Genomic DNA, 24,460 nt, shown 5'->3' on the forward strand with positions numbered 1-24,460 from the left:
ATATAAGAGAGGTTGTATCTCCTGTATTCCAACTGAAAGAATAAGTTCCATTAGTATTCAAGAAACCACCCGAAGCAACAACAGAAGCATCTCCAGACGGAATGTTCAAACAATAAGCAGAAACTATTTCACTTGTATCTAGTACTAGCTCTTCAGGATGATTTATAAAGGCATATGCTAATTGATTACAGCCATTTAAATCAGTAACGCTTAACTGATAAGGCTGATTGGAATAAGGCAAACCGTTTATAACGTTATTATTTATACCTAACGAATTACCATTAATAGTCCAGTCATATGTATAAGTCGGTGTTCCTCCAAATACATCAGCTGTAATCATACCATCGGCTGAGCCATAACAAAGTGCATCGGTTGGTTTTAATCTTGCTCGTAGTTTATGTGGCTGATTAATTAAAATAGTATCTATAACAAAACACCCAATGCTATCCTCTACTTTAACCCAGTAATTTCCATAATTAGAAGTTATAGATGTTGATGAACTTCCATTAGACCAAGTGAAAGAAAGATTACCAGTTCCTCCACTAGCACTAACAGAAGCTGTTCCATCTCCAGAACCAAAACAAGATGTTGGAGTAGAACTTAATATAGTTGTTATTTGAGGGTTACCAGTTATTGTAACAGTATCACTAACTACACAATTTTTAATATCAGTAACATGTACGACATAAGTACCTGAAGTTAACTGAGCTGCTGTTTCAGTAACATGACCACTGCTCCAATTATAGGAGTATGGTGCGCTACCACCTGAAACAGTAACAGAGGCTGAACCTGAAGGGTTGCCAAAACAACTGATTGATGAAGTGGTTGTTTGAAGATTTAAAGGGGCATCTGACTGGTTAATATCTACTGAAACGTGAGTAATACAATTATTGAAGTCTGAAATTTCTAAATCGTAAGTGCCAGCGGTAAGATTGTTTAACACCGATGACGTATCATTACCATAATTAGTCCAATCATAGCTATATGGAGGTGTTGCTCCACCATTAACTATAACTTCAATTGAACCATCACTAGCTCCAAAACATGAAATATCATTTTTTATAATTTCATAGGATAAGGCGTTTGGCTGTTCAACAGAAACTTCATCTGTTCCTTGACAGCCATTATCATCTTCAACAACAAGGTAATATCCTCCTGCTGGAACGTTGGCAAATGTATCAGTACTAATTACCTGATTCGTATTTGAATTAAACCATTTGTAAGTGTAGCCAGTTGTAATATTTCCACCACTAATAGATTGTATTCCAATTTCTCCCAAATTATCACCTGAACAAGGAACATCAGAGGACACTGTAATAACTTGAATATTTGGTGCTGCTGAGGGAATGACGGCCGTATCAGTAATTATACAACCTAATCCATCTTTTACTTTAACTACATAGGAACCATAATCTAAATTATCATAAATAAACTCAGACGAATAACTTTGACCACCATCAATTGAATATAATATGGGTGATACCGCAGTGTTTTCAGGCACTAAAGTTATAGATCCATCACTAAATCCTTGGCATGAAACTGCATTGATACCAATTTGAATATCAAAATCATTTGTAGCGTTTGTAGGAATAAGCAGTGTGTTTGAACAGCCGATTGAATCCGTACCAACAACGGTGTAAACGATAGATGATTCTGTTGTGGTAAACACCGTGCTGCCAGTATCTGAACTTAAAAACAAATTTGGTGTCCACTGGTAGGTATCGGCACCACTTACATTAATTTCAACTGGTATACCTCCACAAACCAAAATATCTTGGGGCTGAAACGACAAATCTGGAATTGGTTGTTCAATTACCGTGATTTGATGGTTATCGGTACAACCGTTCGAATCCGTAAGTAATAAACTGAAATTGCCCTCAGTTGAAACAGTAAGAGTGGAATCCGTGCTTAAACCACCCCAGTTGTAGAAAAATGGTGCTGTACCACTATTAATGACTGGATCTAAAGTTAAACTAGAGTTTTCACAGTAATAAGAAGTATCAGGCAAAATAATCTCTGGAATAGGTTGAGAAAATACTCTGATTGAATCAGATTGTGTAGTACAACCAAAAGCATCTGTTGCCTCAACCCAATAATAACCTGGTGTAGCTGAAATGGTTTGTGTAGTGTCACCCGTATTCCATAAGAAGGTGTATTCACCTTCAACCTCAGCGGTTAATTCTACTGGAGCTCCACAATCCGTAAATATTTTTATTGAATCTATCTCTAAACTGTTAGACACCTTCAATGGGGGTGAACTAAAACTTCCTGCCTCAAGTAGTACGAAAGAAGATAACCCCGAATCTGTTCCATCAGCAATTGCCAGTTTAATGTGGTACAGTTCTCCACAAACTACGTTAGCTTCAGCAGTAAAAACAACAGTAAAACCATCCGCATTGTTTGGGTTTACTGTATTATTCCCATTATTTTGATTGTTTATGAAAAAAGTGGAGTTGTAATCGGCGTTTACTGAAGAAATTGTAATTGGCAAATCAACACCTAAACTATTTGGCTCAACGCTCTGAAAAGTAGCAATATTGATACTACCATCTGGGAAAGCTGCTGGACTTGCATACGGACCAACTATTCCTGGTCCTGATATAAAAAAGCCAAACACATCATTAAACTGTGTATTCTCATATGCAAAATACTCCTGTGAAGCAAAAACGTATTTGAATGATAAATAAGAAGAAACAGGCACAAAATCAAATTCTAAGATTGCTACGTCATTAACACTAGTTACGTTAAAGTTTTGTTCTATAAGACCAGGCACTGAATTTGCTAAATCTAATAAATCAGGGTCATCAATGTTATTCACAATAAAACCACCTATGCCTCCAGGCTCAATCTCAGAAATATTACCTGTAGCAAGTACTATCCCACTATCAATTCCGATGTTACTATTTACACCATTAAAAAAACCAATTTGGTTTGGATCTCCCTGAAAAGTATGATTAGTTGCAGAAACTCCCTCACCCAGTAATATACTATCAACGAGAAATGTTGGAGAATCATAAGGAGCCATCGAATTGGTTGTAATCTGTCCTAAAGAGGGTTTTGCAAATACAAAAGTTATAATTAAAGTGATTATTAAGTATAATTTTCTAGTCATGTGTGAGTTTTTTTAAACTGACACGCAATTTAAGAAAACTATTCTAATATTACTATATGATTATCTTCTAGCAAGTGATGTCCATTACATATCCAAACTATTATTTGAATTGTAAATCAAAAAGTGTTCTGTATTTTTTATCAAGTAAAATCAACTCAGAATGCGTTCCTTCTTCAGCTACTTCACCATCATCCAATAACAATATTTTAGTTGCGTTTTGAATTGTAGCTAGCCTATGAGCAATAACTATTGAGGTTCTTCCTTTTGTCAGTTTTTCAGTAGAACGTTGTATTAAAAATTCGCTTTCAGAATCAATACTTGATGTTGCTTCATCTAAAACTAATATTTTTGGCTGAATAACATATGCTCTTAAAAAAGAAATTAACTGTCTTTGACCTAACGACAGCATATTACCCCTCTCTCTAACATCATAATCATATCCATTTGGAAGTGATTGAATAAATTCTTCAATTTCAATATCGCGTGCATATTTTTGTACATCTTCAAATGCAATTTCCCTTCCTAAAGTAATATTATTTAAAACTGAATTTGAAAACAAAAAAACATCCTGCAAAACCACTGCAATATTTTTACGAAGAGAATCTAAACTGTATTCCAAATAGTTTTTGCCATCAATGAATATTTCTCCTTTATTTATATTGTAATTTCGTGTTAGGAGGTTTATGATTGTAGATTTTCCTGAGCCAGTTGCCCCAATAATTGCTAGTGTATCTCCGGCTTTAACTTTAAATGAAACTCCTTTTAAAACCCAGTCTTCGTCATTGTATGCAAACCAAACATTTTTAAACTCAATCTCTCCAGCGCAATCTTTTAGCTCTAAAGCACCATCATCAGAAATGGATTCAGAATTATCGATAATTTTAAAAACACGTTCAGCAGCAACCATTCCCATTTGAAGCACATTAAAACGATCGGCTAACTGCCTAATTGGTCGGAACAACATGTGAATATAAAGTATGAAAGCAATGAGTTCTCCCAAAGTTACTTCATCAGACATTACAGACTCTATACCTCCCCACCAAATTAGTAAACCAACAGAAAAGGCTGATAATATTTCAACTACTGGAAAAAATATAGAATAATACCAAATAGAACGAATATGTGCATCTCTGTGTGCTTCGTTAATTTTCTTAAACCTACTAAACTCTTCTTTTTCTCTGTTGAAAAGTTGAACTATATACATACCAACAATATGCTCTTGAACAAAGGTATTTAAAGCTGAAACCTGCTTTCTAACATCCTGAAATGCTGATTTAATAGATCGTTTAAACCAATATGTGGCAATGAGTAAAAGTGGAATTGATGCTAGACTGAATAACGTAAGTCTCCAGTCTGTAACAAACATCACAACGATAACAATAATAAGCTTTAAAACATCCGCAATTATGACTAATAATCCTTGAGAAAAAATTTCAGAAATCGTTTCAATATCTGAGACAACTCTTGTAACCAATGAACCTATTGGATTTTTATCGAAAAACTGTTGTCTGAAATTGATTATCTTTTTATAAGTCTGTAGCCTCAAATCCTTTATAACGCTTTGGCCTAAAAAGTTTGCCCAATAAGTATAAAAATATTGAAATACACTTTCTGCAATTAAAAGCAAAACAAGTAGTAAAGTAATGAGCATCAACTTATGCTCATCAGGGCTCAAAATAAAATTATCAAAAGCATATTGAATAAGTATAGGTCTTGCAGGAGATAAAAAGGCAATCAAAATCGCAAATAATGAAGTGCCTAAAAACAGCGATTTATAAGGTTTCACATAGCCCATCACTCGTTTAAGTAATGTAATATCAAATGTTTTACCCTCAACTTTACTCATTACAAATAGTTTTAGGGTAGTTAACATTCACCAGGTACAATCCGTATGCAGGTACAGAAACACCCGCATTAGCTCTATCCTTACTTTCAATTATTTGAATAAAATCTTCAATAGAAATCTTTTTTTCTCCCACTGCAATAAGTGTCCCAACAATAGCCCTCACCATATTTCTTAAAAATCTATCCGCCTCAATAGTGAATACTAAACTGTCATCAACTTTTTTCCATAATGCTGATGTAACCGAACAATTATTTGTTTTAGTCTGTGTGTGTAATTTAGAAAAGGAGGTAAAGTCAGAATAATTGAGCAATAATTTGCAGGCTTCATTCATCATGTTAATATCCAATAATCCGTGAAAGTACCAAGACTTATTCAATAGAAAAGGATTTTTATTCGTATGAATCAAATACTCATACTTTCTTGAAATAGCATCAAATCGTGAGTGAGCAGAATCTTCAACTTTAAAAACTCTTACAATACTTATATCATTCTTCAAAAATGAATTTAACTTATAAGCGAGGTCTATTTCATTAAAAGATATTAAGCTGTCGAAATGAGCAAACATTTGTTTGGCGTGTACACCAGTATCGGTCCTACCCGCTCCAACTACATTTATTTCCTCACCTAAAACAGTACTTAAAGCCAGGTTAATTTGTTCTTGAACTGTAGATGAATTAGGCTGAACTTGCCAACCATGATAGGCTGTGCCATCGTACATTAACTCTATGAAATATCTTTGCTTCATTAAACTTCGCGAAGATATTCAATTGAAAAGAAATACTTAATACATTTGGTTAATTAAATAATAGCAAATTAAAAAAGCCTATTCAATTCAGTAATCTAAAATATTCATATTGTAATATTTTTTTTGAAATCTGTGATTTTTTATACAATAGGATTAAATTTGTGTCGTTATGAATTTTCGAAAAAATGATGTACAACATAAAATTGCATTTTAACTTTTAAAACTATGGATTCAACTTCTAATGTAGATATCAAAGAATTAAATGAGAAAATCAATAAAAACAGTGCTTTTATTGATATGCTCATGATGGAAATGAACAAAGTTATCGTTGGACAGAAACACATGACCGAAAGACTATTAATTGGTCTTCTTTCAAATGGACATATTCTACTTGAGGGTGTTCCTGGACTAGCAAAAACATTAGCCATTAATACACTTGCAAACACCTTAGACGCTAATTTTAGCAGAATTCAGTTTACGCCAGACTTATTGCCTGCCGATGTTTTAGGAACTCAAATTTATAGTCCTAAAAACGAAACGTTTTCAATAAAAAAAGGACCTATTTTCGCCAACTTTGTTCTTGCAGATGAAATAAATAGAGCACCTGCAAAAGTTCAATCAGCATTACTTGAAGCTATGCAAGAACGCCAAATAACTATTGGAGAGGAAAGCTTCAAACTGGATGAACCTTTCTTAGTTTTAGCTACTCAAAACCCAGTTGAACAAGAAGGTACATATCCACTTCCAGAAGCACAAGTAGACAGATTTATGTTAAAGGTAGTTATAGACTACCCTAAAAAAGAAGAAGAAAAACTTATCGTTAGACATAATCTAGCGAAATCGTTCCCAACCGCAAATCAAATTCTTAAGACTAAAGACATCCTTGCTGCACGTGAACTCGTTAAAGAAGTTTATATGGATGAAAAAATCGAGCAATACATTGTTGACATAGTATTTGCAACAAGATACCCAGAACAATATGGCCTCAAGAAATTTGAAAACCTAATTAGCTTCGGCGCATCTCCTAGAGCAAGTATTAGTTTAGCTCTCGCCTCTAAAGCATATGCATTTATTCAGCGAAGAGGTTACGTCATACCTGAAGATATACGCTCAATCTGTCATGATGTGCTACGCCACAGAATTGGCTTATCATATGAAGCTGAAGCTGAAAATATTTCTTCTGAAGACATTATAACAGAAATACTAAACACTGTTGAAATTCCATAATGGAAACAAGTGACTTATTAAAAAAAGTTCGTAAAATAGAATTGAAGACTAGAGGTCTTTCCAATCACATTTTTGCTGGAGAATACCATACTGCTTTTAAAGGCAAAGGGATGGCATTCAGTGAAGTAAGAGAATATCAACCTGGTGATGATATTCGAACAATCGATTGGAATGTTACTGCTAGATTCAACACTCCTTTTATTAAAGTTTTTGAAGAAGAAAGAGAGTTAACCGTAATGTTAATGATTGATGTCAGTGGCTCAAAAAACTTCGGCACTCAAAAACAAATGAAACAAGAACTCGTTACCGAGTTATCAGCCGTATTGGCATTTTCTGCCATTCAAAATAACGATAAAATTGGAGTCATCTTTTTTAGTGATAAAGTCGAAAAGTTCATTCCCCCTAAAAAAGGAAAATCGCACATCCTTAGAATAATAAGAGAGTTGATTGCTTTTGAACCTGAAAACAAAGGAACTGACATTGGAGAAGCTCTTCGCTTTTTCAATAATGTGATAAAAAAACGTGCGGTTTGCTTTGTAATTTCTGACTTTATGGGTGATAACTTTGAGGCACCATTGAAAATCGCTAATAAAAAACACGATGTAATTACCATCAGAATCAATGACAAAAGAGAAGAAGAACTTCCTGATATTGGACTAATCCAAATGAAAGATGCGGAGACTGGTGAAGTTAAATGGATTGATACTGGTAACAAGTTGATTCGTCAGAACTACAAGAAGAACTATTTACGAAATAAAGAAGAAGTCAATCAATTATTTAAAAATAGCGGTGTTGATACTATACAGTTGAGAACAGATATGGACTATATCAAACCCTTAATTCAGTTTTTCAAAAGACGAGTAAAATGAAACAGTTAATTTTCTTACTTCTTGCTCCGTTTTATCTATTTGGTCAGATGAGTGTAAAAATTGACACTGATACCATACTGATTGGTGACCAAATAAAATTAAGTGTAGAATCTAATTCTATTGAAGGAGAACTCTTTCCAAACTTTAACGATTCTATAGGCCCCTTAGAGATATTATCAAAATCTAACATCGATAGTATTTCATCTGATTCTGGTTTACTCATACGTCAATATTACACCCTTACAGCTTGGGACAGCGGAGTTTATTTTATCCCTTCTATTAAGTATGGCAATTCAGTTAACGACTCAATCCCTATTTATGTTAATACCATAGAATTAGGTCAAGACGATGAATTAAAAGATATAAAGGCTCCTATTCAAACACCCATAACTTTCGATGAGGCTAGTCCATATATTTTAGGCTTTTTAATTATTTTGGGGATAATACTTTTAATAAGGTATTGGCTCAAAAACCGAACCAAAAAAGAATTAACTCCAGTAATAAAAGAAGAAATAATTCCTCCTCACCTAATAGCTTTAAATAAACTTGAAATACTTAATGCTAAAAAACTTTGGCAAAATGGAAAAGTAAAAGAATACTATACAACTATTTCTGAAGTAATTAGAACATATATTGAAGATGGAATTGGCACTCCTGCTATGGAGATACCAACTAAAGAAATTATAACTCAATTAAATCAACAAAGAATAGAAACCAGTAAACTAGAGGAACTGCTAATGCGTTCAGATTTAGCAAAATTTGCCAAAAGCCAACCTCTAGAAATAGAAAACGAAGAGAGTTATAAAATTGCTATTGATTTTATTAATATCACTACTAAATCGGTAAATGAAAATGATGTGGAGTAACTGGACATATTATAATCCTGACTTCTTGTACCTATTGTGCTTAGTGCCACTATTATGGGTATGGTATTATTTCAATCAAAAAAAGCAATCGGCACAGCTACAAGTTTCTACATTAGAAGGAATTCAAACGAAAAGTTGGAAAGAAAAAGGAAGGCATGTTCTTTTCTTTTTAAGAACACTTGCTATTTCTCTTCTTATAGTCGCATTTGCCAGACCTCAATCTACACTATCGTGGGAAGATATGACTACCGAAGGTATCGACATCATTATTTCTATGGATATTTCGGGAAGTATGTTAGCTCAAGACTTAAAACCAGATAGACTAGAAGCATCCAAAAAAGTGGCGATGGACTTCATTTCTGGTCGTCCCAATGATAGAATTGGACTAGTCATTTTCGCCGGAGAAAGCTTTACTCAGTGTCCACTAACTACGGATCATCAAGTTTTACAAAATTTATTTGGGAATGTGAAAAGTGGAATGGTTGATGATGGAACAGCTATTGGCATGGGATTAGCTACTGCTGTAAATAGATTGAAAGAAAGCGAGGCTATCAGTAAAGTTATAATACTTCTAACAGATGGCGTAAATAATCAAGGAACAGTAGCACCACTAACTGCCGCAAAAATCGCCCAAAAATTCGGCATTAGAGTATATACAATTGGAGTAGGAACTCAAGGCTTCGCCCCCTACCCTTTTAAAACACCTTTTGGGACTACCGTTTACCAAGATGTTGAAGTACAAATTGATGAAGAAACTTTACAAGACATCGCTTCAGTAACTAATGGAAAATATTTTAGAGCAACATCTAACAAAGCTTTAGAAAAAATTTACAAGGAGATTGATAAGTTAGAACGATCAAAAATTGAAGTAAAGGAATATCACAAAAAGAAAGAAGAGTTTTTTATCATTACCCTGATTGCATTTGGTCTATTAATCCTTGAGTTTTTGTTAAAACTCAGCATTTTTAAAAGCATTACCTGATGTTGAGATACGAAAATAGCGAATGGTTACTCTTACTAATTGTTGTCCCAATAATTATCGTCCTTTTTATATTGGCAATACGTTGGAGAAAAAAAGCCATAAAAGAATTTGGAGAAAGTCACATGGTTTTTAAATTAATGCCAATGGCATCTTTCCGAAAAATAAGAATTAAGTTTTTTCTGTTTTGTTTATCCATCATTTCCATAATCATTGGATTGGCTAATCCACAAATTGGTTCAAAAATGGAAGAGGTCAAAAGAGAAGGTGTCGATTTAATGATTGCCATTGACCTCTCTAACAGTATGCTGGCCGAAGATCTTCAGCCAAACCGATTAATGCGTGCAAAACAGTCCATCTCCAGATTAATCGACAGATTAGACGGCGATAGAATTGGATTGGTAGTCTTCGCTGGTGATGCCTATGTACAGTTGCCAATCACTACGGATTATTCTGCTGCCAAGCTATTCTTATCAACTATTAATACCAATATAGTACCAACACAAGGTACTGCAATTGGAAAAGCCATAGAACTATCCATTAATAGTTTTGATGTAAGCAACGACCAAAACAAAGCTATTATCATTATTACTGACGGAGAAAATCACGAAGACGACGCTATTCAAAAAGCCAAAGAAGCCGAAGAAATGGGCATATTCGTACACACCATAGGCATGGGGTCTGCTGAAGGTAGCCCTATTCCAATAAAAAATAGATATGGCAGTATAACGTCATACCAAAAAGATAAAAGCGGAAATACCGTTATTACTAAGCTAAATGAAGAGATGCTAAAAGAAATAGCTGCCAAGGGTGGTGGCTCATACATCAGAGCAAACTCTACACAAAGCAGCCTAGATGCTCTTTTCAAAGAGATTAATAAAATGGAAAAGAAAGAGATTGGCTCAAAAGTTTTTACAGACTATAAAGATAGATTCCAATGGTTTTTAGGTATTGCATTATTGCTATTAATTATAGAATCTTTACTCAGAAATACCAAAAAAAAATGGAGTAATAAAATCAATTTATTTGAAGAAAATGAAAAGTAATCTTCTACTATTAATACTGTTGTTTTTTACAATCGACGTATTGGCACAACACCCCAATAGTTTGGTTCGTAAGGGTAATGCTTCATATACTGATTCACTCTATTCAGAGGCTGAACAAAAGTATAGAGAAGCGCTAATAAAAGATCAAAACTCGTATGCTGCATCCTTCAATTTAGCTGATGCTATCTACAAGCAAGAAAAATTTTCAGAATCCACTTCTCTTTTCAAAGCCTTATCTGAAAAAACTCAGAATAAAATTGAAAAATCAGAAAGCCTTCACAATCTAGGGAATTCCTTAATGAAAGAACAAAAAATCAATGAGGCTATCGATGCTTATAAAAATGCTTTGAGAAATAATCCTAAAGACATGGATACAAAACATAATTTAGCCTATGCACAGCGGATTAAAAATCAACAGCAAAAACAAGAAGAAGAGAAGGAAGAGGAACAAGATAAAGACGAGGAAAAAGAGGAAGAGAAAGAAGAAGAGGAGAAACAAGAGGATGAAAAGGAAGAAGAAAAAAATGAACAAGAGCAAAATGAAAACTCTGAAGAAGAAAGCAAAGAAGAACCTACAAAGCCTCAGGACCCTAACGAAATGACTGAAGATGAAGCGGAACAAATCCTAGATGCCTTACAACAACAGGAAAAGGAACTTCAAGAGGATTTACAAAAGAAAAAAAATAAAGGTGTAAAGCTTAAAATTCTAAAAGATTGGTAGCATGAAAAAGAATTGGATAGCCATTATTATCATACTTTCACCTCTAATTGCCATTGGTCAAGAACTAAAACTTAGCGTCAGTAAAAATCCCGTGGCGGTTGGTGAAGAATTTAGAATAGAATTTTCTATCGAAGGTTCAGCTTCTGAGTTTAAAGGTCCAAGCCTAAATGGTTTACGTAAACTTAGTGGTCCTAACCAATCTAGTAGCAGTAGTATGCAAATCATAAACGGAAAGGTTAGTAGCTCAAAAACTACTTCTTTCACCTATTATGTAACGGCTCTAAATGAGGGTACTTTAACCATTGGCGAAGCCAGTGTTAAATCTGAAGGGAAAATTATTCGTTCGCAAGCTGGTCAAATGCAAATCACCAAAGCAAACCCAAAAAGTAAACAAGCAAACAGTTACAATATTTCCGAAAACGTTTATCTGAAAGCTACTACTAATAGAACAGAAATTTTTCAGGGGGAACAAATTGTTGTTAGTTATAAATTATACTCAAAAATTAATCTTGCTGACATTAACTTAACCCTTGTACCAGAATTAAATGATTTTTGGAAAGAAGAAATAGAGACTAATTCTGGAGCAAAACTAGAGGTCATAGACGGTGTAAAACATAACGTTTGGGAAATAAGCCGATTTATTCTAACCCCTCAAAAGAGTGGTAAACTAAAAATTGACCCAATGAGTATAAACGTAACAGTTCAAATTAAAAACAAAAGAAGTCGAGATCCTTTTGGTGACCCATTTGGATTTTTCAGTTCATATCAAAACATTGAAGAAGAAATTTCTTCTAAAAATATAAACGTAACTGTCAAAGATTTACCAGAAGGTGCCCCAGAAAATTTCAGTGGTGCAGTTGGTAAATTTGAATTAAAATCGTCTGTTGATAAATCAAGTATCGAAGCAAATCAAGCATTAAACTATAAACTTACTCTTTCAGGCAATGGGAATATTCATCTTATAGACGAGGTGGAAGTAAAATTTCCGCCAAATTTTGAGACATATGACCCTCAAAAAAATGACAAAACATTTAGCTCAAAAAATGGAATTGCCGGAAAAGTTGAATTCGAACACCTACTTATCCCTAGGTACAAAGGAGAATATGAAATTAAAGGTGTTGACTTCTGTTATTTTAACCCAAAAACAAAAACATACAAAACAATAACCACTAAGCCGATAGTTATAAATGTTCTAAAAGGCTCAGGAAATGACAACTCATACATTAGCTCAGATGAACTAAAATCAAATGCTAGCTCTCAATTAAAACCCATAATTTCTACAACTGAACTAAAGAAAGATGAAGAAAGACCCTTCAATAAATGGTTTTTCGTTATTCTATTAGTGTTACCAATTTTAGCACTTGGAGGATATTTCATAAGGCTGTTAATTCAAGCAAAAAACGATGCTAATCCAGTTTTAAGAAAATTCAGGAAATCACTTAAAATCGCTCAAAAAAGACTGAAAAACGCTCAAAAACACCTTGAAAATAATAAAAAAGAACTGTTTTTTGAAGAAATAGAGAAATCATTATGGATGTATTTTTCCAATAAATTCAATGTTAACCCTGCCGATTTATCCAAAGAAACGATAAATTACTTTTTCACTAAAAATAATATCCCTAAAAAAGTATCAACAAACTTTACTTCTATAATTGAAAAGTGTGAGTTTTGTCGTTTTGCACCCTCATCCCTTGAAGCTGAAGATATGGAAAAAGTATTTGAATTGGCTACAAATGTAATAGTCGAAGTTGAACAAGATTTAAAGAAATGAGACTTAAATTAATTGTCATAATATTATTTGTATGTGCTATAGTTAAAGCAGACTCACAACTAGACAGCCTATTTATAAAAGGAAATGCACATTACTTTGAAGAACAATATTCAGAAGCTATCGATGCATACAATCAAATATTAGACTCCAACTATCATTCATTTGAACTTTACTACAACTTAGGGAATAGTTATTTCCAATTTGGAAAAATACCTAAGAGTATACTCTATTATGAAAAAGCGCTAACTCTAGAAAAAGGAAATAAATCATGTCAAAATAATTTAGAATTAGCTTTAACCCGAATAGAAAAGATTGATCCTATTACTAGATTATTTTATGTGAAGTGGTGGAATAACTTCTCGTCATTATTAAGTTTAAACTGGTGGTCAATTCTATTAATTTCTTCTATTTGGTCAATCTGTATTTTTATTGTCCTTTTTACTAAAAATCGAAAAAAATGGATTTTTAATTCTATGATAAGCTCAATGGTTATTTGTCTAATTTTTGCATTTGCAATGATTTCAGCCAATAATAAGAAAAATCAAATTTCTTCAATAGTAATGACAGATTCTAAACTTTACTCATCTTCTGATTTAAAATCTGACATTGGTTTAATTAAAGCCGGGAATAAAGCCATTATAAAAGAAATAGTCACAAACTCTGAGAATAGTGATATAGCTTTAATTCAATTGGCAGATGGTCAAATAGCATACATTAATGCATCAGAAATTAGGTTTATCAAATGAAGATAGGTCTTCTTTCCGATACACATTCTTACTTACACCCAAAGGTATTTGAGCATTTTAAAAATTGTGACGAGATTTGGCATGCAGGAGATATCGGCTCTGAAGAAGTAATTGATAAACTCAACGCTTTTAAGCCAACAAGAGCCGTTCATGGCAACATTGATAATCACAAAATCAGAAGTATTTGCCCCAAAGATTTACGTTTCAAATGCCAAGGAGTAGATGTATGGATGACTCACATCGGTGGATATCCCTATAAATATACACCTACTATTAGAGAAGAACTTGACAAGGATTGTCCTAAATTATTCATCTGTGGACATTCGCATATTTTAAAGGTGATGTACGATAAAAACAGAGACTTACTCCATATGAATCCAGGAGCAGCTGGAAAATATGGAATCCACAAATCTATAACTATGCTTCGTTTTGATATTATTAATGGGGATATTAAAAACTTAGAGTTGATTGAGCTTGATAAAAATTAACGCAATCTATCGGCAGACTCAACCAACTTTTCATCTTTTTTGATAAATCGATTAGCAATGAGGATTAATACATAAGGAATTATAAAAACAAACATTCCTTCTTGTGGCATACTTTCACCCTTAGTGAAGAATAGGATAAAAAATGTAGCTGACAAAAATAGTTTTGACACCTGATTAAGTAGCAATTGTTTTTTCCTGTTTTTGAATTGAAAGATAGAATAAAGCAATAAAAATGAGGAGATTAATATCGTTACATGTGCATATATAGAATCATAAGTAAAACTGACATTATTATTAGCATCAACCGTAACTGCCAAAAAATAGGTTATTGCCAGCATAAATAATATTGCGAAGAATAGGTAAATTGACTGAACTCTCTGTATCATAACTGTAAAATATAATGGCGTAAAATTAAATCATTAAATTTAAACTCTAAACTTGTTTTAATACAAATAATTAGTATTATTGCACTCAAGAATGCCATCCTTGGCTGACTTTTTTAAATGAAACACCCACTTTTTTTTCTTAAAATACTTCAATAAAACATTAATATCAAATGATTGATATACACACATTAAACAAAAAATTATTACCAGAACTTAAAGAAATTGCAAAAACACTAGGCGTTCCTAGATATCAGAAACTAAAAAAACAAGAGTTAGTTTATGAAATCTTAGATGTTCAGGCTACTCAATTGTCTCTTGAGAAAAAGACTGAGGAGGCTAAGAAGAAAGTCACTCCAAATAAGCCAAAACATAATAATACTCTTAAAGGTAATAATAACAACAACAATCTTAACAGTAACAAAAAGAACAATATTCCGAATCAAAATAACAATAAGAATTGTCCACAAGACGATTTTGAGTTTGACGGAATTGTAACGGCTGAAGGTGTTTTAGAAATGATGCCCGATGGTTTTGGATTTCTTCGATCGTCAGACTATCATTACCTTAGTTCTCCAGATGATATTTATGTATCACACTCACAAGTTAGACTCTTTGGACTAAAGACGGGCGATACAGTAATGGGAACTGTTAGACCTCCTAAAAAAGGCGAAAAGTACTTTCCGCTAATCAAGGTGAATAAAATTAATGGTAGAGACCCAAACATCGTTAGAGACAGGGTACCGTTTGAATTTTTAACCCCTCTATTTCCTGATGAAAAATTCAAACTTACAGATAATGGCAAAAGTTCGCTATCTACAAGAATGATTGATTTATTCGCTCCGATAGGAAAAGGACAAAGAGGATTAATTGTTGCCCAACCTAAAACAGGTAAAACAGTTCTTCTTAAAGAAGTGGCAAATGCTATTGCTGCAAATCATCCTGAAGCATACTTGATGATACTTCTGATCGATGAACGACCTGAAGAGGTTACTGATATGGCAAGAAATGTAAATGCTGAAGTTATTGCTTCTACATTTGATGAGCCAGCTGACCGCCATGTTAGAATTGCTAATATCGTACTTGAAAAAGCAAAACGACTGGTAGAGTGTGGACATGATGTAGTTATCCTCTTGGACTCCATTACAAGACTAGCTAGAGCATATAACACTGTTCAACCAGCTTCAGGTAAAATCCTTACTGGTGGTGTAGATGCAAATGCTCTTCAGAAACCAAAACGATTCTTTGGTGCTGCTAGAAAAATTGAAAATGGCGGCTCTCTGACTATTCTTGCAACTGCTCTAACTGAAACAGGAAGTAAGATGGACGAAGTTATCTTCGAAGAGTTTAAAGGTACAGGTAATATGGAGCTTCAGTTGGATAGAAAAATATCTAATAGACGAATTTACCCTGCTATCGATGTTACTTCGTCAAGTACACGTAGAGAAGATTTATTACTAGGAAAAGAATTGACGCAAAAAATATGGGTGCTAAGAAATCACCTTGCAGATATGACTCCAGTAGAATCAATCGAGTTTATGAGAGATAGGCTACTTAGAACTGAAACTAATGAAGAGTTCATTGTAACTATGAACAGCTAACGCTGATTAGCGTATAAGTTTTAACGTAATTTTCTTACCCACTTGCAATTCGGATAAAATAGCGTGTTTGTAGTCTTTGTCTATCAACTCTATTCTTGTAGTGTTATTGACTATTTCTCCTTCGTTTTCGGCGATAATTTGAACGGTATTTTCACCTTCTAAAAGCTTGTATGAAATTGATTTCTTTTTGTTCTGCATGGGATAATTTGACAATATTTTTTCGCCGTTAATAATTACTGTCATTCTATCGTTATCTTCAATGGCTGAATCCCACATCTGCATTTTAAATTTAGAACTCTCCCAATCAATGGCATGAACATCACCCGATTTTAATACAGTCAATTGATTATCTTTTCGTTTTGTAATAACTTCTTGGACTTTTTGTACGCGATTTAGTTGCTTTTCCAGTTTGGCTTTTTCAGAGAATAAAATAGTACCACTGGCACAAACTTCGCCATTCAAATAGTACCCTTTGAAATCCCCTTGGAATGCTTTCTTATTTTTGCGTTGAGCGCTAAATTCAACAAAGCAAAAACGACTTATTGGTTCTTCTGAAAGAGTAGAAATAACCTGAAATTCTTTGACCTCGATTTGCTTCTTTGTAAAGGTTCCACTAATTTCACTCATAGTTTCAAAATTAGTTCCAATTCCAGTGATAGAATAACCGTTTATTTGTCCTTCGTCCTCATCAAATATCATTCGGTAACTAATTGGCCTAGCGTTTTCCAAAAACAAAAACCCCATATAATCGTACTCACTTTGAGCCACTAGTTGAGTGACCATCAATAACATTATAATTACTACTTTCATAGCTTCAAAATAACTACTTTTTTATGCAAATGAGTCTATTTTTAAATAATTATCTTTGATTTTGTGAAAAGAACCGTCCATAAAATATACTTTGTAATCCTCTTGCTCATTCCGTTAATTTTGATTGTTCTTCCAGCCGATTTTTTTGACAAAGGACAATCTATCTGTTTATCTGTATTTTTTTTTAATAAAAACTGCTACGCTTGTGGCATGACCCGAGCTATACAACATCTAATTCATTTTGATTTTCATATTGCATACGAATACAATAAGCTGTCATTTTTGGTGCTTCCTCTTCTAATAATTTCCTATTACAAAACAATAAAAAAGGTCTACAAAAAAATTAATTAATCATTTCTTTTCATATATTAGAAGCACTAACAAAGTTTATTAAATTAATTATGAAGAAATTTTTATTCATTGCATTGGCCGTATTAGCGGTTAGTGCGGTTTGCTTTGCATCATTTCCAGTTTCTGAGCAAATTACTAACAGTGAGGTAATAATTTCCAGTGCTGAAGCAGCTACTCCTCTTGCAGCTGATATTGACTGGGCGTTGTTTATTATTTGTTGGTTTGTTGGGGCTCTTGGAATTCACCGTTTTATTATAGGTGATGTTACTAATGGTATCCTTATGCTTTTAACTTTAGGTGGTTGCGGTATTTGGGTCATCATTGACTTAATCAAAATTGCCCAAGGTAAAATGCGTATGTAATTAAAAAACCTCCAATTGGAGGTTTTTTTTTATTAAATTTGAGACATGAAAAAAGGTTTCTTCACATTGAGTTTTACTCTACTCTGTTCTACACTTTTTGCAGCTTTTCCAATATCTAACGAAGTTGTTGCTGTTGCCGAACAAACAAACAGAAATTTTCACTTTGGTGGATTTTTACTTGGATTGCTTTTAGGGGTTACTGGCGTTCTAATTTGTTATTTGATTGATAAAAAAGACATGATACGATCGGCATGGTATGGTTTTGGTGCCTATGTTGCCTTAATCATTAGTGTTCTTGTCATTTTTTTTATTGGCTATTCCAATAATGATAGTAATAGGCCTTAATTTTAATTACTTATCAACTTAGATAACTGATTAAGATCTAATCCTCCAAAATTGCCAGAACTCATCATTAGAAGGTTTTTGTTTTGCCAGTCTTTTGAAATTAGATAAGCTTCAAGTTCATCAGTACTCGTAAAAACCTTTAAATCTTTTCTATCAAACGCCTTATGCACTTCATTTATACTTATTTCTTCTAATTTCTTATGCTCTATAGCTTTTTTACTATAGAATACTATGGCTTCATCAGGAGTGTCCATACACCCCTTATATTCCTTCAAAAAGGTTTTATTAAGACTGGAAAAGGTATGTAATTCCATACAAGCAATAAGTTTTCGTTTAGAAAACTGCATTTTCATAGCTGTTGACGTTGCTTTTAGTTTCGATGGTGAGTGTGCGAAATCCTTATACATAGCAGAACTATTATTTTTTCTTACCAACTCTAATCTTTTATAAGCACCTTTAAAACTTTGAATTGCCTCATAAAATTTTTCTTTACTTAGGCCCAGCTCTTGACATACTAATCGAGCTGCATTCATGTTTTGCAAATTATGTTCCCCAAAGACCAATAATGGAATACGGTCATTACCGTCCACTAAGTAGCTTACTCCATTATCAATTTCATGAGGTGGGGTAACATAAGCCTTTAGTCTGCACTCTGATTTTTCATTTGCTAGTTTGTTCAAGACCTCATCAGTTTCACAATAAATCAGTACTTCTTTAACATCCTTTTTAAATATCCTGAATTGCTCAACGTAGTTTTCAAATGTTGGAAATACGTTGATGTGATCCCATGCAATACCACTTAAAACGGCAACATGGGGTTTGTACCAATGAAATTTTGGCCTTCTATCAATAGGTGAAGACAAATATTCATCTCCCTCTAAAATTATAATAGGTGCTTCTCGAGTAAGCTTTACCATAGTATCAAAACCCTCAAGTTGAGCTCCGACCATGTAATCGCAATCTATCTTTGCATAATTAAGAACATGTAAAACCATTGCAGTTATGGACGTTTTACCATGACTTCCTCCAATTACGACTCTCTTCTTGTCTTTACTTTGCTCATAAATGTATTCTGGATAAGAAAAAATTGGAATCCCTAATTCTTGAGCTTTTTTCAATTCAGGGTTATCAGTTCGAGCATGCATTCCAAGAATAATAGCGTCTAGGTCTTCATGGATTTTTTCAGGGAACCAACCCATTTCTTTTGGTAGTAGTCCATGAGCATTTAATCGACCTTTTGAAGGTTCAAAAATGGCATCATCTGATCCGCTTACTTCAAAACCTTTATCATGAAGAGCCAAAGCCATATTGTGCATTGCACTCCCTCCAATTGCGATTAAATGTACTTTCATTGATAAAAAATATTAGAAATGTAAATTATAGATAATTGACATTTTATACATTTGAAAAAATTAAACTTTTCAACATGAAAGTGTATACAATTGATACGGGTTATTTTAAATTAGATGGCGGCGCTATGTTCGGCGTTGTACCAAAGGTTCTTTGGAGCAAAACAAATCCTGCCGACGAAAATAATCTATGTCCTTGGGCAATGCGTTCTCTTCTGATTGAAAATGGTAATCGATTGATTTTAATTGATAATGGGATTGGAGACAAACAAGATGACAAATTCTTAAGGCATTATTACCTTCATGGAGATGAAAATCTTGAGTCGTCTTTAAAAAATCATGGCTTTTCGCGTGACGACATTACTGATGTTTTTCTAACACATTTGCATTTTGATCACTGTGGTGGAAGTGTGAAATGGAATAGAGATAAAAGTAGGTTTGAAATGAATTTCAAAAATGCAAACTACTGGAGTAACAAAGACCATTGGCAATGGGCAACTCAGCCAAATAACAGAGAAAAAGCATCTTTCTTGAAAGAGAATATTATCCCAATTGAGGAAAGCGGACATCTGAAATTCGTTGAAAAAGAAGGTCAGTTATTTGATAGCTTTTCAACTCTTTTCGTCAATGGACATACTGAAGCTCAGATGATACCACACATTCAATACAAAGGAAAGACAGTTGTATTCGCTGCTGATTTATTACCTAGCACTGGACATATTCCTCTACCCTACGTTATGGGTTATGATACTAAACCATTGGTAACACTTAGTGAAAAGGAAAAATTCCTAAATGAAGCAGCGGACAACGAATACATAATTTTCTTACAGCATGATAACTATAACGAATGTTGTACCGTTCATAAAACAGAAAAAGGAGTACGCCTTAAAGACACTTTTAAATTAAGCGACATCTAAATTATGCAACAAAAAAGTTAAGTTTTACGTTATATAGTATGATGGATATAAGGCAACCAAAACGTGGACAATTTTTAATTTCAGAACCTAATATGCAGGATTTGAATTTTAAGAGATCTGTATTATTACTCACTGAACACAACAACAGCGAGAGTATTGCATTTATCCTAAACCAACCCACTAAACTTTTAGTCAACGACTTAATAGACGATTTCCCTAGCTTTAATGCCAAGGTTCATATAGGAGGGCCTGTTGAAAAGAATACTTTACATTTCATTCACTCACTCGGCGATAAAATTGATCAATCCGTTGCCGTTTCCGAAAACCTTTATTGGAGCGGAAATTTCGAAACTCTAAAAACATTAATTCGAAACGGTGAAGTGAAAGAATCAGAGGTTAAGTTTTTCATTGGCTACTCAGGATGGAGCTCAGGTCAATTGGAATATGAATTACAAGAAAATGCTTGGATTGTAATTAATAGCGATAGTTCTATTGCTCTGAATAACAACGATAAACGTTTGTGGAGAAAGTTCATCAAACAAATGGATAAGGATTTGGCTATTTGGCATAATATGCCTGACAACCCTGAACTAAATTAGTGTATTAATAAGAGCTATTACCTCTCTAGTCTTACCGTTTCTATAATCTGATTTAACAGCAAATTCACTAACCCAACGAATTCCATTACAGTTAGTCAAAAGAATTTCATCAGCACATTCAATATCTTGAATTTCAAGCGATTTTTCAATTACATCAAAGTGCTCAATAATCAAAGCACGCATACAACCCGCAAGTGGACCTTCTGATAATGGTGGTGTTACTAATTGACCACCCTTGACAATAAAAACATTTGAATTCGTTCCCTCTATTGGTCTATCTAAATTATTTAACAGCAGTAATTCATTAAAGTTACGTTCTCTCTTGCTAATGGAAGCCAAAACATACAGTAAAGCACTTGAACTTTTTATATTAGAAATTTCTGATAATGACTTCTTGAACTTTTCATAAATACCTAATTTTAAACCCTCTGATAAAACAAAACAGTCTTGATTAGCAAAAGATGCTTCTATAATATAAGATGCTGAATTAGTAGAAGGAGTATATAAGCCCCCTTCATTTCTGTAAATGCTTATTCTAGCACTACTGCTTTTCTCAATCTTGTTTTCTTTTACAAGCTCTTCAACTGAATGAAATAGCTGATCTATTGATATTTCTAAATTTAACTCCAGTTTCTGTAATGAATGTTCAAGCCTTTTTTTATGATTATCTCGATTAAAAATTACACCATTAAATACTCTGAGTCGTTCAAATAGACCATCGCCATATAAAAATGAGCGGTTGTTTAAACCTATCTCTATATCCTTACAAAGTTTACCGTTATGGTTATATAACATCAGTTAATTTTAATCTTAAAAACAAAGAAAATAAAATTAAGCTACCAAAGAGTAGTTTTTTATACTTTTGAGAATAATATGCAACTCTTTTACACAGCTGATATAAATTCAAACGAATTCACTCTTTCCAAAGAAGAAAGTAAGCACTGTATAATGGTTTTGAGAAAAACTATCGGTGATGAGATAAATTTAATCGACGGAAAAGGTGGTTTTTATACGGCAAGAATTACAGATGACAATATAAAGTCATGCAAACTCGAAATAGTAAAAATTGAAAATGATTTTGGTAAAAGTAAAACGTACATTCATATAGCTATTGCTCCAACGAAGAGTAATGACAGATTTGAATGGTTTCTTGAAAAAGCCACAGAGATTGGTATTAATGAAATCACACCTATCGTTTGTGATAACTCAGAACGTAAGGTTTTAAAACTTGAAAGAATGAATAAAATTCTTATCAGTGCAATGAAGCAATCAAAACGTGCTTACTTACCAAAACTTAATGATGTGATTTCTTATAAGGCTTTTGTTCAATCAACTTTTGATGAAGACTGCTATATTGCGCACTGTGTTGAAAGCGAAAAATCACAGCTGAAAGATGTCCTAATTAAAAATAAGAACTCACTAATATTGATTGGTCCTGAAGGAGATTTTTCTACAAATGAGATTCAATTGGCTTTAGAAAACAACTTCAAAGCTGTGTCTTTAGGCTCAAGTCGTCTGAGAACCGAAACTGCAGGGATTGTGGCTTGTCATACAATTAACTTAATAAATCAATGAGAATAGTCCTTTACATTTTTAGCCTTACACTCCTATTTAGCTTTGTGTCTCCATCTTATAAAATAGCTGTTCTTAAATATAATGGTGGTGGTGACTGGTATTCTAACCCTACTGCTTTAACAAACCTAATTCAATTCTGCAACGATAGGCTTGGAACAAATATGGACAGTCAGTACGATATAGTAGAGGTCGGAAATCAAGCAATATTCAATTATCCATTTATTCATATGACTGGACATGGAAACGTAGTGTTCTCTACAGCAGATAGTGAAAACCTAAGAAATTACCTCATAGGTGGTGGCTTTTTACATATTGATGATAATTATGGCATGGATAAGTTTGTAAGGCCAGAAATGAAGAAAGTTTTTCCTGAAAGTGAATTTGTAGAACTCCCAATCAACCACCCTATTTACAATCAAGAATTTAGCTTCAAAAATGGATTACCAAAAATTCATAAGCACGATGAAAAACCCTCTCAAGGATTCGGGCTATTTTATGAAGGTAGAATGGTTTGTTTTTACTCCTATGAAAGTGACTTAGGTGATGGATGGGAAGATGCAGAGGTACACAATGACAGTCAAGAGACAAGGCTTAAAGCCTTGAAGATGGGTGCAAACATCATCGACTTTGTATTTTCTAATCAAAACTAATACATTAGTATAATGAACCAGAACATAAAAAATACACTTACAATTATTGGTATTATTCTTGGATTAATATTAATCGTTTATCTCAATACAATAGTGGCATATATTTTGGTATCGGTTGTTTTGGCTCTTATTGGGCGGCCTGTGATGAAAGGACTTTCACTTTTAAAAATTAAGGGCAAATCACTACCAAGAACATTCAATAGTTTCGTTACCTTATTTCTGTTAGTCATATTTTTCTTTAGCATCTTTTCACTATTCACACCTCTTATCATTGAAGAAGCAAGAATCATATCATCCATTGACTTTGAGGCCGTTTCTTTAGAGTTGGAAGCCCCAATAAATGATTTAGATATTTGGCTTAAAGAATATCATTTCTTAAGCGCTGAATCCTCTGTTGATAATGAAATCTTTAAATTAATTAGTTTGACAAAAGTCAAATCTATTTTTAACTCGGCATTGGGTATTTTGGGTAATAGTCTAATCGCTTTATTCTCTATTTTATTCATTACCTTTTTCTTCTTAAAAGAGAAAGACCTATTTAACAATTTCATTCTTACTGTAGTACCAACAAGTAAAAGCAATCAACTTTCCAATGCCCTTAAGAATGCAAAACGCTTATTAAGTCGTTATTTTATCGGTGTCATTATTCAAATATTTACCATAACTATTATTGTTAGCCTAGGATTGAGTATCCTTGGTATTAAAAATGCCATTCTAATAGGCTTTTTAGCAGGCTTGATAAATGTAATCCCATACATAGGTCCTATCATTGGTGCATTGATTGGTGTAATTATTGGTATATCTACAAATCTTGAACTAGACTTTTACACTCAAATGATACCACTAATCATAAAAATCTGTGTGGTATTCGGAAGTATGCAGCTTATTGATAATTTTATTCTTCAGCCAATCATATTTTCTAATAGTGTAAAAGCACACCCTCTAGAAATTTTCCTAGTAGTTATTTCTGCAGGAACAATTTGGGGAATTACTGGTATGATTATTGCCATTCCTTTTTACACCTTTTTTAGAGTAATTGCTAAAGAATTTTTAAACGAGTTCAAAATTATTAAGGAACTGACTAAAAATATTTAAACTGTCC

25 protein-coding genes are annotated in these 24,460 nt (G+C 33.4%); 18 read left to right on the forward strand and 7 right to left on the reverse strand.

What is annotated here, in order from left to right; all coding sequences use genetic code 11:
- From ISP73_03855 to truA, 3 genes are all read right to left on the reverse strand, one after another.
- Positions 1-3,112, reverse strand: a 3,112-nt coding sequence (locus ISP73_03855; protein ID MBL6657722.1) for a SprB repeat-containing protein, incomplete at its 3' end; no start/stop codon positions are given.
- Positions 3,113-3,212: 100 nt separating this feature from the next.
- On the reverse strand, positions 3,213-4,958 hold the full coding sequence (locus tag ISP73_03860) for an ABC transporter ATP-binding protein (GenBank protein MBL6657723.1): 1,746 nt from the start codon (positions 4,956-4,958) through the stop codon (positions 3,213-3,215).
- Positions 4,951-5,703: a tRNA pseudouridine(38-40) synthase TruA gene (gene truA, locus ISP73_03865; protein MBL6657724.1), complete on the reverse strand. Its 753-nt coding sequence runs from the start codon at positions 5,701-5,703 to the stop codon at positions 4,951-4,953. Before truA ends, ISP73_03860 begins: the two co-directional genes overlap by 8 nt.
- A 225-nt stretch (positions 5,704-5,928) precedes the next feature.
- On the opposite strand from truA, the gene ISP73_03870 reads away from it, so the two are divergent.
- From ISP73_03870 to ISP73_03910, 9 genes are read left to right on the forward strand one after another with little or no spacing between them, the layout of a single operon-like run.
- Positions 5,929-6,930, forward strand: a complete 1,002-nt coding sequence (locus tag ISP73_03870; GenBank protein ID MBL6657725.1) for a MoxR family ATPase — start codon at positions 5,929-5,931, stop codon at positions 6,928-6,930.
- Positions 6,930-7,799, forward strand: coding sequence for a DUF58 domain-containing protein (locus tag ISP73_03875; GenBank protein MBL6657726.1), 870 nt, complete (start codon positions 6,930-6,932; stop codon positions 7,797-7,799). The genes ISP73_03870 and ISP73_03875 overlap by 1 nt, the downstream gene beginning before the upstream one ends.
- Complete coding sequence (locus tag ISP73_03880) at positions 7,796-8,665, forward strand: hypothetical protein (GenBank protein ID MBL6657727.1); 870 nt, start codon at positions 7,796-7,798, stop codon at positions 8,663-8,665. Before ISP73_03875 ends, ISP73_03880 begins: the two co-directional genes overlap by 4 nt.
- Entirely contained in the window at positions 8,655-9,647 is a 993-nt protein-coding gene (locus tag ISP73_03885; GenBank protein ID MBL6657728.1) for a VWA domain-containing protein, read from the forward strand. Before ISP73_03880 ends, ISP73_03885 begins: the two co-directional genes overlap by 11 nt.
- Positions 9,647-10,690 carry a VWA domain-containing protein gene (locus tag ISP73_03890; GenBank protein MBL6657729.1) on the forward strand — a complete coding sequence of 348 codons (1,044 nt, stop codon included), beginning with the start codon at positions 9,647-9,649 and terminating at the stop codon, positions 10,688-10,690. Before ISP73_03885 ends, ISP73_03890 begins: the two co-directional genes overlap by 1 nt.
- On the forward strand, positions 10,680-11,411 hold the full coding sequence (locus ISP73_03895; protein ID MBL6657730.1) for a tetratricopeptide repeat protein: 732 nt from the start codon (positions 10,680-10,682) through the stop codon (positions 11,409-11,411). The genes ISP73_03890 and ISP73_03895 overlap by 11 nt, the downstream gene beginning before the upstream one ends.
- A gap of 1 nt (position 11,412) precedes the next feature.
- Positions 11,413-13,182 (forward strand): protein BatD, encoded by a 1,770-nt coding sequence (locus ISP73_03900; protein MBL6657731.1) that lies wholly within the window; start codon positions 11,413-11,415, stop codon positions 13,180-13,182.
- Positions 13,179-13,928, forward strand: coding sequence for a tetratricopeptide repeat protein (locus tag ISP73_03905; protein ID MBL6657732.1), 750 nt, complete (start codon positions 13,179-13,181; stop codon positions 13,926-13,928). Before ISP73_03900 ends, ISP73_03905 begins: the two co-directional genes overlap by 4 nt.
- Positions 13,925-14,416 carry a metallophosphoesterase family protein gene (locus ISP73_03910; GenBank protein MBL6657733.1) on the forward strand — a complete coding sequence of 164 codons (492 nt, stop codon included), beginning with the start codon at positions 13,925-13,927 and terminating at the stop codon, positions 14,414-14,416. Before ISP73_03905 ends, ISP73_03910 begins: the two co-directional genes overlap by 4 nt.
- Here ISP73_03910 and ISP73_03915 read toward each other — a convergent pair.
- Positions 14,413-14,802 (reverse strand): DUF4293 domain-containing protein, encoded by a 390-nt coding sequence (locus ISP73_03915; protein MBL6657734.1) that lies wholly within the window; start codon positions 14,800-14,802, stop codon positions 14,413-14,415. The genes ISP73_03910 and ISP73_03915 overlap by 4 nt on opposite strands.
- A gap of 170 nt (positions 14,803-14,972) precedes the next feature.
- Between ISP73_03915 and rho the strand changes: the two genes are divergently transcribed.
- Positions 14,973-16,400 (forward strand): transcription termination factor Rho, encoded by a 1,428-nt coding sequence (gene rho / locus ISP73_03920; GenBank protein ID MBL6657735.1) that lies wholly within the window; start codon positions 14,973-14,975, stop codon positions 16,398-16,400.
- 6 nt (positions 16,401-16,406) lie between these two features.
- Here the strand turns inward: rho and ISP73_03925 are convergent, their stop codons facing one another.
- Positions 16,407-17,210: a hypothetical protein gene (locus ISP73_03925; protein MBL6657736.1), complete on the reverse strand. Its 804-nt coding sequence runs from the start codon at positions 17,208-17,210 to the stop codon at positions 16,407-16,409.
- Positions 17,211-17,273: 63 nt separating this feature from the next.
- Between ISP73_03925 and ISP73_03930 the strand changes: the two genes are divergently transcribed.
- The 3 genes from ISP73_03930 to ISP73_03940 are packed head-to-tail and all read left to right on the forward strand — an operon-like array spanning position 17,274 to position 18,268.
- The gene (locus ISP73_03930; protein ID MBL6657737.1) at positions 17,274-17,561 is read left to right on the forward strand and encodes a DUF2752 domain-containing protein; all 288 of its coding nucleotides are present in this window, start codon (positions 17,274-17,276) and stop codon (positions 17,559-17,561) included.
- Between the two features lie 50 nt (positions 17,562-17,611).
- Entirely contained in the window at positions 17,612-17,923 is a 312-nt protein-coding gene (locus ISP73_03935) for a TM2 domain-containing protein (GenBank protein ID MBL6657738.1), read from the forward strand.
- 45 nt (positions 17,924-17,968) lie between these two features.
- Positions 17,969-18,268, forward strand: a complete 300-nt coding sequence (locus ISP73_03940) for a hypothetical protein (GenBank protein ID MBL6657739.1) — start codon at positions 17,969-17,971, stop codon at positions 18,266-18,268.
- A gap of 2 nt (positions 18,269-18,270) precedes the next feature.
- Here ISP73_03940 and ISP73_03945 read toward each other — a convergent pair whose 3' ends face one another.
- Positions 18,271-19,620, reverse strand: a complete 1,350-nt coding sequence (locus ISP73_03945) for a peptidoglycan synthetase (GenBank protein MBL6657740.1) — start codon at positions 19,618-19,620, stop codon at positions 18,271-18,273.
- Positions 19,621-19,694: 74 nt separating this feature from the next.
- Between ISP73_03945 and ISP73_03950 the strand changes: the two genes are divergently transcribed.
- Together ISP73_03950 and ISP73_03955 are read left to right on the forward strand one after the other, a co-directional pair.
- The gene (locus ISP73_03950; protein MBL6657741.1) at positions 19,695-20,534 is read left to right on the forward strand and encodes an MBL fold metallo-hydrolase; all 840 of its coding nucleotides are present in this window, start codon (positions 19,695-19,697) and stop codon (positions 20,532-20,534) included.
- A gap of 38 nt (positions 20,535-20,572) precedes the next feature.
- A complete protein-coding gene (locus tag ISP73_03955) occupies positions 20,573-21,133 on the forward strand; it encodes a YqgE/AlgH family protein (protein ID MBL6657742.1) in 561 nt (186 codons plus the stop codon).
- Here the strand turns inward: ISP73_03955 and ISP73_03960 are convergent.
- Positions 21,125-21,928 carry an aminotransferase class IV gene (locus tag ISP73_03960; GenBank protein MBL6657743.1) on the reverse strand — a complete coding sequence of 268 codons (804 nt, stop codon included), beginning with the start codon at positions 21,926-21,928 and terminating at the stop codon, positions 21,125-21,127. The two genes, ISP73_03955 and ISP73_03960, sit on opposite strands and share 9 nt — an antisense overlap.
- A 78-nt stretch (positions 21,929-22,006) precedes the next feature.
- Here ISP73_03960 and ISP73_03965 point away from each other — a divergent pair, with 78 nt between their 5' ends.
- From ISP73_03965 to ISP73_03975, 3 genes are read left to right on the forward strand one after another with little or no spacing between them, the layout of a single operon-like run.
- Positions 22,007-22,708 (forward strand): 16S rRNA (uracil(1498)-N(3))-methyltransferase, encoded by a 702-nt coding sequence (locus tag ISP73_03965; protein MBL6657744.1) that lies wholly within the window; start codon positions 22,007-22,009, stop codon positions 22,706-22,708.
- Positions 22,705-23,358, forward strand: a complete 654-nt coding sequence (locus tag ISP73_03970; GenBank protein MBL6657745.1) for a DUF4159 domain-containing protein — start codon at positions 22,705-22,707, stop codon at positions 23,356-23,358. The genes ISP73_03965 and ISP73_03970 overlap by 4 nt, the downstream gene beginning before the upstream one ends.
- A 12-nt stretch (positions 23,359-23,370) precedes the next feature.
- On the forward strand, positions 23,371-24,453 hold the full coding sequence (locus ISP73_03975; protein MBL6657746.1) for an AI-2E family transporter: 1,083 nt from the start codon (positions 23,371-23,373) through the stop codon (positions 24,451-24,453).
- Positions 24,454-24,460: the final 7 nt, after the last annotated feature.

Source organism: Flavobacteriales bacterium (assembly GCA_016779935.1).
Taxonomy (GTDB): domain Bacteria; phylum Bacteroidota; class Bacteroidia; order Flavobacteriales; family UBA7312.